Annotated in this window: 10 protein-coding genes and 2 pseudogenes; 5 read left to right on the forward strand and 7 right to left on the reverse strand. The window is 41.3% G+C overall.

Annotated elements, in window-relative coordinates:
• Position 1: 1 nt before the first annotated feature.
• From cobT to AC0L4E_RS14680, 4 genes and pseudogenes are all read right to left on the reverse strand, one after another.
• Positions 2-1,179 (reverse strand): annotated as a pseudogene (gene cobT / locus AC0L4E_RS14665) (nicotinate-nucleotide--dimethylbenzimidazole phosphoribosyltransferase).
• On the reverse strand, positions 1,073-2,194 hold the full coding sequence (locus AC0L4E_RS14670) for a FecCD family ABC transporter permease (RefSeq protein ID WP_473679790.1): 1,122 nt from the start codon (positions 2,192-2,194) through the stop codon (positions 1,073-1,075). The pseudogene cobT and the gene AC0L4E_RS14670 overlap by 107 nt, the downstream one beginning before the upstream one ends.
• Positions 2,191-3,011: pseudogene (locus AC0L4E_RS14675) on the reverse strand (ABC transporter ATP-binding protein). Before AC0L4E_RS14675 ends, AC0L4E_RS14670 begins: the two are co-directional and overlap by 4 nt.
• A gap of 396 nt (positions 3,012-3,407) precedes the next feature.
• Positions 3,408-4,220: a histidine phosphatase family protein gene (locus tag AC0L4E_RS14680; RefSeq protein WP_473679791.1), complete on the reverse strand. Its 813-nt coding sequence runs from the start codon at positions 4,218-4,220 to the stop codon at positions 3,408-3,410.
• 659 nt (positions 4,221-4,879) lie between these two features.
• Here AC0L4E_RS14680 and metH point away from each other — a divergent pair.
• The 4 genes from metH (at position 4,880) to AC0L4E_RS14700 (ending at position 11,084) form a co-directional block, all read left to right on the forward strand.
• A complete protein-coding gene (metH, locus tag AC0L4E_RS14685) occupies positions 4,880-8,596 on the forward strand; it encodes a methionine synthase (protein WP_473679792.1) in 3,717 nt (1,238 codons plus the stop codon).
• An 848-nt stretch (positions 8,597-9,444) separates the two neighbouring features.
• On the forward strand, positions 9,445-9,972 hold the full coding sequence (locus tag AC0L4E_RS14690; protein WP_473679793.1) for a hypothetical protein: 528 nt from the start codon (positions 9,445-9,447) through the stop codon (positions 9,970-9,972).
• A 92-nt stretch (positions 9,973-10,064) separates the two neighbouring features.
• A complete protein-coding gene (locus tag AC0L4E_RS14695; protein ID WP_473679794.1) occupies positions 10,065-10,466 on the forward strand; it encodes a hypothetical protein in 402 nt (133 codons plus the stop codon).
• A 189-nt stretch (positions 10,467-10,655) separates the two neighbouring features.
• Positions 10,656-11,084, forward strand: coding sequence for a hypothetical protein (locus AC0L4E_RS14700; protein ID WP_473679795.1), 429 nt, complete (start codon positions 10,656-10,658; stop codon positions 11,082-11,084).
• A gap of 148 nt (positions 11,085-11,232) precedes the next feature.
• On the opposite strand, the gene AC0L4E_RS14705 is transcribed toward AC0L4E_RS14700, so the two are convergent.
• The 3 genes from AC0L4E_RS14705 to AC0L4E_RS14715 form a co-directional block, all read right to left on the reverse strand.
• Complete coding sequence (locus AC0L4E_RS14705) at positions 11,233-12,003, reverse strand: DUF5020 family protein (protein WP_473679796.1); 771 nt, start codon at positions 12,001-12,003, stop codon at positions 11,233-11,235.
• Between the two features lie 498 nt (positions 12,004-12,501).
• On the reverse strand, positions 12,502-12,963 hold the full coding sequence (locus AC0L4E_RS14710) for a DUF1090 domain-containing protein (protein WP_473679797.1): 462 nt from the start codon (positions 12,961-12,963) through the stop codon (positions 12,502-12,504).
• Between the two features lie 70 nt (positions 12,964-13,033).
• The gene (locus AC0L4E_RS14715; protein WP_473679798.1) at positions 13,034-13,843 is read right to left on the reverse strand and encodes a helix-turn-helix domain-containing protein; all 810 of its coding nucleotides are present in this window, start codon (positions 13,841-13,843) and stop codon (positions 13,034-13,036) included.
• A gap of 544 nt (positions 13,844-14,387) precedes the next feature.
• On the opposite strand from AC0L4E_RS14715, the gene AC0L4E_RS14720 reads away from it, so the two are divergent.
• Positions 14,388-15,284, forward strand: coding sequence for a TolB family protein (locus AC0L4E_RS14720; protein WP_473679799.1), 897 nt, complete (start codon positions 14,388-14,390; stop codon positions 15,282-15,284).
• Positions 15,285-15,534: the final 250 nt, after the last annotated feature.

Consider the following 15,534-nt stretch of genomic DNA (forward strand, 5'->3'; position numbering starts at 1 on the left):
TTTAAACCACATTGCTCACACCAGCATTTTCAAAGCTGGCCATTTCATTGTAAAAATTTACCGAAGCTTCAATAATCGGCAGTGCAAGCGCTGCGCCTGTGCCCTCACCTAATCGTAAACCCAATGATAGAACAGGCTTTGCATCTAGTGCTTCAAGCATTTTCACATGGCCTTGCTCATCTGATTGATGGGCAAAAATCAAATATCCACGGGCATCTGGATGCAGCGCTACAGCAGCTAAGGCCGCAGCTGTTGCAATAAAGCCATCAATCACCACTAACATTCTTTTTTCAGCAGCAGCTAAAATCGCTCCGGTCATTTGCACAATTTCAAAGCCCCCAAACACGCCAAAATATTTACAGGGTCGTTGAGCTTATTGCGGTGTAAGTTCATCGCTACAGTTAATAATTCAGTTTTTAACGCAAAGGCTTCATCGTTAATGCCAGTGCCGCGGCCAACGCAGTCTTTCACATCAAGCTTCAATAATGCAGCCATAACTGCAGCGGCTGATGATGTATTACCAATGCCCATCTCACCAAGGGCAATTAAATTACAACCAGAGTCATAATGACGCTGCACCACTTCATTGGCATAACTAAAGCCATCTTTAACCGACAATAAACTCATGGCTGGCTTTTGATGAATCGCTTGTGTACCTGAACCCAATCGATGATTAGTGACACTTGGATGATCGCTTGGAGTTAGCATTCCACAGTCAATCACTTCAAGGTTTAAGCCCATTTGGCGGCAAAAAACATTAATTGCCGCACCGCCTGATGCAAAATTTGCCACCATTTGTTTAGTCACTTCACTTGGCGCAATAGACACCCCGTGGGCCGCAATACCATGATCACCTGCAAACACCAACATGGCTGGCTGCTTAATAAATAATTTGTGTCTGCCATTAAATTGTTTAGCAAACTGCACTTTAGCAATTTGCGTTGCCAGTGTTTCTAATAGGCCTAAAGCCCCTAGAGGCTTAGTTTTTTGGTTTATTTTATGTTGGATCTGTTCATCGATATGATGGTTAATAGGATCTACTGCAAACATTTTTATACTCCAAAACAGCGTCTTATCGACGATGGCGTAAAACAAATAAGAAGAACACACTACCAATCGCAGCAGTGATGATCCCCACTGGTAACTCTTGATTGGCAAGTAAACAGCGGGCAAGTACATCAATCCAAACCATGAATAATCCGCCAACGAGTGCGGTAGTTAAAATGGGTTGCTGCCCAGGAAACAGTAACCTCACGGTATGGGGAATCATTAGCCCTACAAAACCAATACCGCCACAACTTGCGACTAATACAGCAGTAATTAACGAGCACAAAATCAACATATATAAACGTAATTTCGAGACGTTTACCCCTAAGGAGTGTGCGGTTTCATCCCCTGCTTGTATGGCGATAACTTGACGCTTAAATGCCAGAATAATCAATATACTACTGCTTACAACGACAGCAGGTATAACCAGACCTTGCCAGCTCGCTTTCGCAAAACTGCCTAGACTCCAAAACAGTACTGATGCCGCCGCTTGGGGACTCGAAAAATACAAGACTAAACTGGTGAGCGCACCAAACATAAATGAGGTTGCCACACCCGATAACAGCATTCTCTCGACTTGGCTTGCACGGCCAAAGCCCGATAATGACAAAACCAGTAATACCGAGAAGCATGCCCCGATAAAGGCGCCAATAGGCAAACTTAGGGATGACCAAGACCACCAAGCATCGTTATTAAACCAGCCAGAACGCAAAATGGCATCGGCCAAATGACTGCCAGATTCAGCAAGCCACTGCTGTACTAATCCTTGGCTACCAAAAAAGCTCAACACTAAAACAGCGCCAAAAGAGGCACCAGAACTTATACCAAATAAATAGGGATCTGCTAATGGGTTTCGGGTGACAGTTTGCAACACGCTGCCCGCTAACGCTAAACCTGCACCAGCGATAAAGGCCAGCATTATGCGAGGTAAGCGCAGTTCAAACACAATTCGCTGGGTTATCGCACTCGTACCATCAGAGCTTATCGGGTCTGCGCCAAAAATAGATGACGTAAACAAGCTGAGCACTTGCTCAAAACTGATATTAGCGGCACCAAAACTCGCTGCAGCTATAGGGGTTATCAGGGTTAATAAAGCCGTCGCCACTATTAACGCTTTATATTTCATAGATGAGGCTGCCAATGTCATGAATCATTCTCCATGCCATGGGAATGATCGCTTTGATAGCCATAAAAATAAGTAATCAAAGGTTTACCATGTTGAGGATGTTTAGATACCTGACAGCAAACGCCAAAGACATCACCGATTATCGCTTCTGTTAACACCTCATCAGGTAAACCCTGCGCCATACATTGGCCTTTATCCAATAGCAACAAACGGTCGCATACCGCACTAGCCAAATTCAAATCATGAATCGAGGCAATAACGCTAATACCTAGCTGTCTGACTAACTCTAATATTTGAATTTGATAACGAATATCCAAATGATTTGTCGGCTCATCAAGGATCAATAGCTGCGGCTGTTGCACAATGGCGCGCGCAATTAACGCCCGTTGTTTTTCCCCCCCGATAACTGTTCATATTGCTGTTTAGCTTTAAGTTGCAAACCCACTTTTTCAAGTGCTTCGGCAATATGACGTTTGTCTGCTTGGGAGTCAGATTCAAACAAGCCTTTATGGGGCGTTAACCCCATCGCGACAATTTGATCAGTGGTCATTTCGAAATAATGTGGGGTTTCTTGCTGCACCACGGCGACTTTGGTAGCCAATTGCTTTTGGCTAAAGTCGCTAATATTTTGCCCAAACAGCTTAACTTGCCCTTGGTCTGGGGTGATATAACGATAAAGGCAACGCAGTAAGCTAGATTTACCTGCGCCATTGGGGCCAATAAGCCCGAGCATTTCACCTTGTTGTAAGGCAAAATTAACTTGTGAGAGGATCTGATTATCATCAACAGACCAGCTGAGGTGTTCAACGCTTAACGCTGAAGAAAGGTTTGAACTCATAGATTAATCGCCTTAGCCATTAAATATGCAGCTCTGCCCAATAAGGGGCACTTACTTATTAAAAACATTCACACTCCGCCTGAGTCACCCGCACAGGTTGTATAACGCTGATAACAGCTTGAAAAATAGCGCTAGGTATCTGACTTTATGAAATAACAGCCTGTCTAAGCTAAGTGTATTTCACATTACAGTTGCGGGTACAGTTCATGCTAATCATCGTAAGTGAACTTACGAGAACCATGATTCCCTATTCATTTGCAGCCAGTTAATACAGATTAACTCTAGCAACAAATTAACGCGATTTTGTTTGTAAAAACAACCTGATTTCAGGCTAACAATCTTATCGCACTATTGTACGACATATCTCACTGAGTTAATGACCTTTTAAGTAATTTTTTAACTTGGCCAATTCAGGCGATACACAGGCTTAACCTTGTCGCTATTTACATTTTTATCCGTATTAACACTATTACCATCAATGTTGCCATCAACGCTGTGATGACTTGATGATTGAGCTTCAGGCCAATACACATCAATAACGACACTAGCAGCATAATCAATGGCTAATTGCGCATATAAGCCTTTGCAGCGTTCAAGCCCAAGTATCAGGCTAATAATATGTCTTATCACGCCACCATGGGTGACAATTAGTGCTGTGACGGTGTTCTCTTGCGAGGGTTCAAAAACCTCTTGCTGCTTTTGTTTCAGTTGCGACTCAAGCTGCTGCGTCACCTCATTAAGTCCACCTGTAACTCTGGCTTCAAATTCCGTCATAAGCTCGCCATTAGGCGGTGTATTTTCCCATGGATTGTCCCAGTACAAATCTAACGCCTGCGGATCTGCTTGATATAAAGCATCAAAGGTTTGCCCATCCCAATCACCAAAATCAATTTCTTGAAACTCTGGCATGAGCTGTATTTTCAGCGGGGTGACTGTCGATGTTTGAGCATCTTGCTCAGGTAAGTGATTAGCGAACAAACATGACTGATTAATATCAGCGACCGTATCTTCGGCAAATTGACGACAACGCAGCAAAGGTGAGCTATAGATTGAAACAGACCGGGCTTGGCGAACCAATTCCAGCTTTTTAATGGCAGTTTCCATATTGGCCCAACCTAGCGGCGATAAAGAAACATCAGTTTTTCCCCGTAGAATATTACCGCCCTCGCACTGACCATGACGCAGTAATATTATTTTGGCCTGTTTCATATCAACGATTCACCTTCTCAAACATTCTTTTGGAAACACTTAACCTTAAAAGTTAGCTATTTGTTGTTGGTATTAGCTCTAGGTATTAGCTTTAAACATTAGTCCTAAGCGCTAGTTCTAAACATTAGCCCTAAGCATTAGTTCTAAACATTAGCCCTAAGCGCTAACCCAAACATTAGCTATAAGTAATAGCTGTAAATATTAGCTCGCTGCACTCTTCTCACTACATTAGTTAGCAGCTAACACTAATAACTATTACCTTCAAACTAGCAAGAAAATTCGCCAATATCATCAGCAACTTACCGATACCCCATCTTCATAACAATACTGTCTACTTGGTAAAATTAGCGATTATAAAGATTTCAAAGACACAGAATTCAAATTTGTAGCCCGCTTACTTCTGTTATGCCCTTGCTCTTACAATCTATTTAAACGTATTATGGACGTCTATACGTTTAAATGTCCAAACAAATATCTAATCCACCTTAAAGGTAGGATTAAAGATGAGATTGAGGCTGAATATTTCTGCAGGGATTTTCAATATAAGCCGCCTTTTATTTACCAAATAAAGGTATGCTATTTTTATTAATCGCACTGCTTCATCACTCAATTGATTGGCCAATAGCACCAATTAAATATTGCAATAAAGGTAATCCGATATGACGAAGTCGACTTCCTACAGTCAGGTTCTAGAACAACTTACCAATACGCTAAATGAACGTATTGTGATTCTTGATGGCGCCATGGGCACCATGATCCAAGACTACAAATTGGAAGAAGCAGATTACCGCGGTGAACGTTTTAAAGATTGGCATTGTGACGTAAAAGGTAACAACGACATGTTGGTGTTAAGCCAACGTCAAATTATCAAAGACATTCATACCAAGTACATGCTGTCTGGCGCAGACATCATTGAAACCAATACATTTAACGCCACCACTATTGCTATGGCCGATTACGACATGCAGTCGTTATCAGCCGAAATTAACCTTGAGGGTGCTCGCGTTGCCCGTGAAGCTGCCGACGAGGTTGCCGCACAAACTGGCAGCCCACGCTATGTTGCTGGTGTTTTAGGTCCAACCAACCGAACCTGTTCAATCAGCCCAGATGTTAACGACCCTAGTTTTCGTAATGTAAGTTTTGATGAACTGGTCGATGCCTATGTTGAGTCTACCAACGCCTTAATTGAAGGCGGCGCAGATATCATTATGGTTGAAACCATCTTTGATACCTTAAATGCCAAAGCGGCACTATTTGCCATCGAGAAAGTTTTTGATGACTTAGGTGACCGCTTACCTGTGATGATTTCAGGCACGATTACTGATGCCTCTGGCCGCACTCTTACCGGACAAACTACCGAAGGGTTTTACAATTCGCTGCGCCACATTAAACCGCTGTCGATTGGTCTTAACTGTGCGTTAGGCCCAAAAGAGCTGCGCCCATACGTTGAAGAATTATCTCGCATCTCAGAGTGTTTTGTTTCTGCTCACCCTAATGCTGGTCTGCCAAATGAGTTTGGCGGCTATGATGAAACCCCAGAAGAAATGGCTGAGGTCATTAGTGACTGGGCACGTGAAGGCATGCTCAATATCGTCGGTGGTTGTTGTGGTAGTACTCCAGATCATATTAATACCATTCGCGAATCCGTGATTAATCACGCCCCTCGTCAATTACCCGAAATTCCAGTGGCTTGTCGCCTTTCAGGATTAGAGCCATTAACCATTGATGGCGACTCGCTGTTTGTTAACGTCGGCGAGCGCGCTAACGTAACCGGCTCAGCTAAATTCCTGCGTCTAATCAAAGAAGAAAAGTTTGAAGAAGCCTTAGATGTGGTGCGTGAGCAAGTAGAAAACGGCGCGCAAATCATCGACGTCAACATGGATGAAGGCATGCTAGATGGCGCCGAGTCGATGAAAAAGTTCTTAAACTTAATCGCCTCTGAGCCGGATATTTCCCGCGTACCTATCATGATTGATTCATCAAAATGGGACGTGATCGAAGCAGGCCTTAAGTGCGTACAAGGCAAGTCCATCGTTAACTCTATTTCGATGAAAGAAGGTGAAGAAGCCTTTATCAAACAAGCCACACTCGTTAAGCGTTATGGCGCTGCAGCGATTGTGATGGCGTTTGATGAAGACGGTCAAGCTGACACCCGCGCCCGTAAAACCGAGATTTGTACTCGCGCATATCGAGTACTTGTTGATGTAGTTGGCTTTCCACCAGAAGACATTATTTTCGACCCGAATATCTTTGCCATTGCCACCGGTATTGATGAGCATGATAACTACGCCGTCGACTTTATTGAGTCGATTAAAGACATTAAAGCCACCTTGCCTTATGCGATGATTTCAGGTGGTGTGTCTAATGTCTCGTTCTCGTTCCGTGGCAACAACCCAGTGCGTGAAGCGATCCATGCTGTGTTCTTATATCATGCGATTCAAGCAGGTATGGACATGGGTATTGTTAACGCAGGTCAATTGGCGATTTATGACGATATCGACCCAGAGCTTAAAGAAAAAGTTGAGAACGTAGTTCAAAACCTGCCATGTCCTATTGCCGATTCCACCAATACCGAGCAGTTGCTTGATGTTGCTGAAAAATTCCGCGGCGACGGCAAGCAAGCCGCTAAAAAAGAAGATTTAGCATGGCGCAGCTGGCCAGTAGAAGAGCGTTTATCCCACGCACTGGTAAAAGGTATTACTGAATTTATTGATGACGATACCGAAGAAGCAAGACAGCAAGCCACTCGCCCATTAGATGTCATTGAAGGGCCATTAATGAATGGCATGAACGTGGTGGGTGACTTATTTGGCGCAGGCAAAATGTTCCTGCCACAAGTGGTTAAGTCTGCCCGCGTGATGAAAAAAGCCGTGGCTTACCTCAATCCGTACATTGAAGCCGAAAAAGTTGAAGGCCAGTCTAATGGCCGAATCCTAATGGTCACCGTAAAAGGCGATGTGCATGATATCGGCAAAAACATTGTCGGCGTGGTACTCGCCTGTAACGGTTATGAAGTGGTTGATTTAGGCGTAATGGTCGCCGTTGATAAAATCCTTGAAGCCGTAAAAGAGCACAATATCGATATTATCGGCATGTCAGGGCTCATTACTCCAAGCCTTGATGAAATGGTACATAACGTGAAAACTTTCCACCGTGAAGGTTTAACCATTCCAGCCATTATTGGCGGTGCAACTTGTTCAAAAATTCACACAGCAGTTAAAATTGCGCCTCATTATCCACATGGTGCTATCTATATTGCTGACGCCTCACGCGCAGTGCCTATGGTATCGAAGTTAATTAATAACAACACCCGCCAAGCCACTATCGATGAAGCTTATGCCGAATACGATGTGATGCGTGAAAAACGTTTATCGCAAACCAAACGTAAAACTATCGTGCCTATTGAAGCTGCTCGAGAAAACCGCTGTAAACATGATTGGGACAATCACACCCCATTTAAACCGAATGTACTTGGCCGCCAAGTGTTTGATGATTATCCATTAGAAGACCTAGTGGATCGTATCGACTGGACACCGTTTTTCAGAAGCTGGGAGCTACACGGTCGTTTTCCTGACATTTTAGAAGACGAAGTCGTCGGTGAAGAAGCCCGTAAACTCTACGCTGACGGTAAAGCGATGCTTGAAACTATCATCAGTGAAAAATGGCTCACGGCAAAAGCGGTAATGGGATTATTCCCAGCGAATACCGTTAACCATGATGACATTGAGATTTACACCGATGAAAGTCGCAGCAGCGTTGAAATGACCACTCACCATCTGCGCATGCAGTTAGAGCGTGTAGGCAATGACAACTTCTGTTTATCTGACTTTGTTGCGCCTAAAGACTCAGGAGTCGCCGATTACATGGGCGGATTCGCAGTCACTGCAGGTCATGGCATTGATGAACATGTCGAGCGCTTTGAAGCCAACCATGATGACTACAACGCCATTATGCTCAAATGCCTTGCTGACCGATTAGCTGAAGCGTTTGCCGAGCGCATGCATGAACGCGTTCGTAAAGAATTTTGGGGTTATGCAGCAGACGAAGTATTAGATAACGAAGCGCTTATTCGTGAAAAATACAAAGGAATTCGACCAGCGCCTGGTTACCCAGCGTGTCCTGATCACACTGAAAAAGGCTTATTGTGGGACTTGCTCAAGCCAGATGAAACCATCGGCCTTAACATCACAGAAAGTTATGCGATGTTCCCAACCGCTGCAGTATCAGGTTGGTACTTCGCTCATCCTAAATCACGCTACTTTGGCGTGACTAATGTGGGTAAAGATCAGGTCGAAGATTATGCTAAACGTAAAGGCATGAGTCTTGAAGAAACAGAGCGTTGGTTGGCGCCGGTGTTGGACTATGACCCTGAGTAAGGAGTGATCCTGAGTAATCATAAGGTTACTCTTTGGGTTTTCAAACTTCGTTTGAATTAGGGAAAAGTCGTGGCGCTTCGCCCACACCAGACGAAAGGGAAACAACAGCATTTCCCTTTTCGATATCCCTTGCCGCCCCTACGAAATTGCTCTTAAAAGCGAGCAAGCCTCATACTTATTCGAATATAGCTAACGCTTTAGACAGGCCATCCATGGCCAACTAAAGCTAGCCTGACGTCCTGTCAGGCTTACGCTATTTTCTTCAACGTATTTCAGCAATTTCAATGGGGTTATCTAGTCTACAACTTCGTTTGTAATTCCATAATCTCACTATAAGTGCAATGAAACCTTGATTAATGACTCTTTTGACCTTCTTTAAGTGCACAATTTGAATTGAGGTAAGCAAGAAAATTACGTGAGTCTGGCCATGGATGGCCAGCTAGCTTTCGAGGGGAAGGGACGCCCCATCGGAAGCGTTAGTGATTTTTGTAGCTTAGTGAAGCGGACTCAAAATATAGGCTAAAGCTGGATGATTCTCCGTTGGAAATTTTGCTGTTTAAATTTCGCCGGAGCTGCGGGGTGTTCTAAGAGGGAGTCGCAGTTCACTCCCTTTTAGTCTGGTGTGGGCGAAGCGCCACGACTTTTGATTCTATCTAAACAAAGTTTGGAAATGAAATAACTCCCCCATCACTGATGTTAACTTTCCCAATACCGATGCTCGTTTATCAAACAGAAGTCTGGTAGAGTGCTTATTAATCAATAACTTTGTGATAGCAAAGTTTCAATAATAGGTTTATTAAATCTGCATACGCACTATCAAACCTTAGGTGCTATGAGCTAGGAAGCCGATGATTGATAACTCGCCAAGCTTAAAACCACTGTTAGAATTAATGCAATGCAGAAAACTCAAGGAAGTAAAAAAGCTAGCTAACAAAATTGAAATATCTAACGATAGTTTCACTAAACTTATCTTGTTAGCACAAGCTGAAAAGCTTGATACTTTTCCATACTTATATCAAATTCATTGCAGAGAGCATCAACCGAAACACCTTCATTTAACAGATAAAGATTTAAAAGGCATTGTAAATAACGATGTTGATGCAACAAAAGCAATGTCAAAAATAAACCAAATGTTCAAAGAGAGAAAGTGGACTGTTGGTCATATGTTTTACACACTAGATTTTAAATTCTGGCATTTCTTTTACTTTGATCTCAAAGATATGGCAACTGAAGACAATCACTGGAAGTTTGGCGGGAGCCACATACATTATATTTCTGATTTAAACCCACAATACACAGCGAAATCCGCTTGGGAACAGTTCATTAATGGGTCAAAGTCTTTTGGTGGAGATGTACATTTAAGATATAAAAAGTAGCAACTAACAAAAACGCCATGAGTGACCTTTAATGCTAATTAATAACCAAGCATTATCTGCACCTAATAGGCGCTAGATGACATGGAGGTCAAATGAAGCACTGGAAAATACTTGGTTATGCACTCCTTCTTGCTGGATTGCAATTATTAGCCAGTACACTTCTTGCCTACTTTGATAAAGCGGCTACTATTTCTAACCCAAAGTTCTATGTGTTGAATTATGCCGTGAGTTTTACTATCAGTTTGGCTGTTTTCTTCATTATAGGCTTAACAGAACAACTGCAACCATATCTTAAGTCCCTTTGGATTTGTGCTGGTTCATGGCTTATGAACCTCTTAGTGCTACTAACTTTTTACTTCTCTTTTGATGTCTTTGGTTATACATATGAGCTGATAATTTTTGATTTATTACTAAGCTCTTTATCAATTTTTTTAGGCACTTATTTAGGGGTAAGTTTTCACAAGTTTTATGCCTCTAGAGTATCTGGCACCTAACAAGATAAGCCAACAGAAAAAGCCAAATCATTACCCCCTCTCCTACCCCAAAATCAGTTGAACCATTAATCGTTAATTTTCTGTTAACTCTAGACAGTTCAAAGATTATCCAATAGGATTAAAGTGTGATATTGATCACACTTTATTTAATGTCAATCAGTTTACAAAAAATCGATGATAGGAGTTTTTATGAAGAGTTTTTCTTATAGTCAGGGGGCTAATAGTAAAGGGGCTAATAGTCAGGGGGCTATTCATCAGAGTGCTGCCAGTCAGGTTGCGACTAATAATCTTTCTATCAATAACCTGCCTATCAATAAAAAAGTCGTGATGAACTTATCTTTTGCTACATGTGTTTTAGCTGCTTCGTTTTTCATGGCAACAAGCGCTTCTGCTGCGGTTATCGAATGTAATGATTGTTCTGCAGAGCAGCGAGTATCTTCAATCGCTCAACAAGATACAGGTTCGGTTTTTGTGGTGGATTTTGTCAATAAAACCGTCGATAAATATATGGTTTCTGAGGAAGGTTCAGTCAAGGTATTAGATCCAACTCGAGCGGATGTGAGCAAACTTAATCAGCAATTTGCCCATCGTAAAACCTATTTACGCGATCCCAAATAAGATAAGTACTAAAGTGAATATCGTTTATGCAGTTCTTAGCTGTAGTAGCACATAAACGATATTCATTATTCAACTCAGATGTCTTTTCTCATCACTGTAGCCCTTACCCATCAAAGCTGTACTTAGCCACCAAAAGCAACGTTAGCCATTAAAAGTGATATTTCACCAATAAGTTTGTCACGCTTTGATCAGTATCAAAGCCTGAGCTACTTTTAATACCGTATTTATTCTTCCAGTAGTCGTATTCAATACCTACATATAACGCGCTATCTCGCATGCCGACTTGCTTGCCTAAATCATATTTAAGCTGCGGGTTAAAATGGAAGTTTTTCTCGTAGCTGCCATCAGAGTCAACCACCCAATCAATAAAGCCGTCAAACACAATTGTCGATTCGCCTACTGGCCAGCTCATCTTCCAAACTGGGGTGATTTGCCATGTGTCACCATCGCGGCCATCGGGTAGACGTTTATACATATTTAATTGGAAAAAATCGAAACCAGGAATGGCTAAATCAAAGCCTGCACCAACAAGAAAAGATTCTACATCGCCTTCACCAAATTCAACTGTCGTGGCAATTAATACGTCTTTTACAAACCCTGCTTCTACAGGTTTATCTAACATTTTGCTAAAACTAAAACGTGGCGCAAATTCGCCATAATAGGCCGTTTTACCATTTATAAAATCTTCTTCACCATTGTATTTGGTAAAGTCGACAAACATGAACAAGTCACCAATGTTCCAACCACTGACATGCTCAAAAGTAATGGTTTGTTGAATTTCAGGGTTAACTTTAAAGTTATCACCATAAAGATAAGACAGGCTGTTGTCTTGCCAATGGACTATCTCACTTGAGTTAGCGTCATTTACTGCAACAAATGGTGCCTGACAAAGCAGTATCAGGGCGAGCAAGCGTTTCATATTCAGTCCTTGTAAGTATTATTTTTCAATGGTCATCATCGGAAATGTTTCATCAGTGGCGAATAATTGTTGCGACGCCATTATCCTCTTAACAAAACAGTGCGGCGTATTATGACAGTTTGTTTACACATAATTAAGTATTAGATAGCGACAGTAAGACAAATGATGACTTTAATTTTGCTTTCCCCCTTATCAACCAAAGTACTTTCCTATGGTTTACTTTAAATAGGGTTCATTATGATAGCGAGTCGTTATTATCCTGCAGAACGAATAGCATCAATCAACAGCTGCAAACAAAAGCGCATATAGTTCATTTTCAGATCATAAAGATAAGGAGTTATTGATGACGCTAGAAGTAATAGATAACCGATTAAGGATAAGCTTTGACCGAGTAATAAATTCAAAAAAACCATCAAACGATTGATGGCTTTCATTAATGAAGGGAGATTGATTGCTAGCAAGTAAATGAGTTAATAAGGCTCTATTTACTAGCTAAGATTAGTGCGATGTAAGCATCGACAACTCGGTTTGATACTCGCTAATCTCAGCTTGTTCTTGCAGTATTTTACGTTGGTATTTATGCACTTTTTCTTGGTCATTTTCGGCTTTAGCTTCATCGAGTTCTTCGCGGTACTCAGTCAATTCAGCGCTCGACTTTTCAATTTTTGCCGATAAATCATCGCGTATGCCCGCTTCTGTGCAATGTTCAATAACTTCTGACAAGGCTTCACTTAGCCCTTTATATTGATAGCTGCGTCCATTTTGTTGCGCAATATCCATTTTACGTTCAATTTCACAGGCTTTTCTTTCACATCCCGTTTGTTGTGCACATTCAGATGCCTGCACTGACAGAGGGAGTAAAAATAGCGGTAAAGACAACATCATCTTAAGGTAAGTTTGCAACATAGAAATAGCCTGCGTAATTAGGTCTGCGAGTTTAGAACTGAAATTTACAGGCATTACTCAACTATCACTATATTGTTTTATAGGTAATTAAATACAAATGATATAGGAGATGTTTGGGTAATAGTTACAAAATGAACTCAATACTTTTCTTTTTAACCTTCTGGCTGTAATACCTTAAGTATTTAAATATCTGCCCATTTTTTTCTGGTTGCTGCTGGTAAAAAGGATTATTAATTAAAGAGACTGAATCAACTTTAAACAAGAATAAGCCAAACAAAGCCCGTTTGGGCGTGAGGTATAAATCATATAAAAACTGCGTCATAGCAGGATCTTGAACCGGAATAACCAATGACTTTTTCATCATTTCATTGGCTAAATATTCAAGGACTTGTTTTCTGATCGACAAACTTATGGAGCCAACACTGAGCAGCATATCTGTTTTATCATCGTAAACAATATGACCAACAATCATTCCCTTACAGTAATATGCAAGGATAATGATGTCATCAATATTTAAATGGTCTGCTTGATAAAAACGCAAAAAATCTAACCCATACAATTTATTATGAATGGCAAGAATGTCATCCCACAGTGATTTAGGGATAGATTCCATCGAGTATGAAGCAACATTGTCGATAGCATAGTGATATGAAATATCTTGATTTACCGGTATTTCACTTAACCTCATGGATGGCGTAATGACCTCCATTTCCTTAGCATCGAACTCATATTCTTGGCCAAAATAATTTGCGATGCCTAAGCGCCTTAATAAACTGGTAGTCGATTCATTTCTTTCCCATTTACTCAAAGTGACTTGATTAACCCCTTCAAAAGCGCGGTGGGAATTAGCCAGTAACGTCGCTAACTCTTCTTGAGATAAGCCATGTTGCTCTCGCAGGGTTTTCAGCTCTTGGGCAAACTTATCTCGATTCATTTCAATACCTATTATTCCATAAATGATATTAACTAAATTACTGTCTTTATGAGGTTTTACCCAATAGCAGCATAACCATTCTAGCTTAATTTATCTTAACCTAATTTTGCGCCATAAACCTATATCAGCGCCATAAGCCAATTAAGAGGCCATTGTTATCATTAAGCTGTTATAGCCATTTGAAACCTGCAAACCACTGCGGATATTCGATAGGTGTTATTCAGCGTAACTCAAGATATTCACTTTGCGAACTCAAGATGTTTCTTATTCAAACTTAAAATATTTTTACTCGAACCTAAGACATTTTTTATTCGAACTAAAAATGCAATTATGCGAACACCAATTCACATAACTGTAGATTATTGAATCAAACCCTTGTATTCTCTCACCCCAAGTAATTCGCAAAACCACCCACAATCTAATTAACAAAGCTTGAATCCGCCCTAAAGCTAGGCTGATTCAATCCATTTGGGTGAAATGAATTGCTTATAAACAACATAGAACATCCCACACAACACGTTTAAATTATTTGCAAAGGCGAGTCATGATAAAACCAATAATAGCCTCAACTTGTTTAACTATTTGCTTTACAGCTACTGTCTCTAATCCTTCATTAGCAGCCCCGGCTTACCATAATCAACAAGCAGCCCACCAAGCAGTAGAGTTTGCCCCAGGGATTATTTCAACACCCGATCATTTTGAAATTAACACCGTATTTAATAAAGCTGGAAATGAAGTGATTTTTGCACGCTGTAAAGATGACTTTAGCCACTGCACTATGATGCAATCATCGTTTGTATCGGGTGAATGGCAGCAACCAACTGCACTTGCAATATCAGGTGACTATTTAGATGCAGACCCTTTTTACAGTGCTGATTATTCGCAGTTATATTTTGTCTCAAAGCGCCCGATTGCAAAAGGGGAAGATGAGGCTGCAGAGGTCAATTTATGGCGCTCAAGCAAACTTGATGGTCAGTGGCAAACACCTGAATACTTAGTTGATGTGAACTCAGATGCGGCAGATTTATACCCTTCATTAACAGATAAAGGCGAGCTCTACTTCCCTTCCTTTAGAGATAATGGCCGCCATATGTATGTTGCTCAGCCAAAAGGAAACAGTTTTAGTAAGCCCAAACCATTGCCAAGCCATATCTATGGCGTCAATGGCAACATTGGCGATTCTGCAGTTTCCCGTGATGGCAACACGATTATTTTCAGTATTAAAGACCGTAAAGACAGCAAAGGTAAAGGCGATTTATACATATCAAATCGTATTAACGGTAATTGGACTGTAGCCAAAAGCTTAGGGGACAAAGTGAATACTGCAGATCATGAATTCACGCCAATCATTTCACCTAATGGCGAGTATTTATTCTTTACACGAATTGAAAATGGCAAAGGTAATTTATACCAAATTAAGTTAAGTGCATTAGACATTTAAGCAATAATAATCAGCAAGGGGGCTGCCCTTGCTGTTTTCAAATAGCGGTTCCCTTTCATTTTACCTATACCTTCACTTCCACTTCCACTTCCACTTCCACCCAAAAGTGATCTATTTGGGCTGAATAACACTATTGTAATTAAGCGGTTTATTCAAAAGAGTGCTCAAGCCGACTCAACCATGTAGTGAAGTTAGTTGATGCTAAAAGCTCATGCTCACGCTCACGCTCACGCTTATCATTATTTAAGCA

It is taken from the genome of Shewanella sp. GJ50-10, from assembly GCF_055808815.1.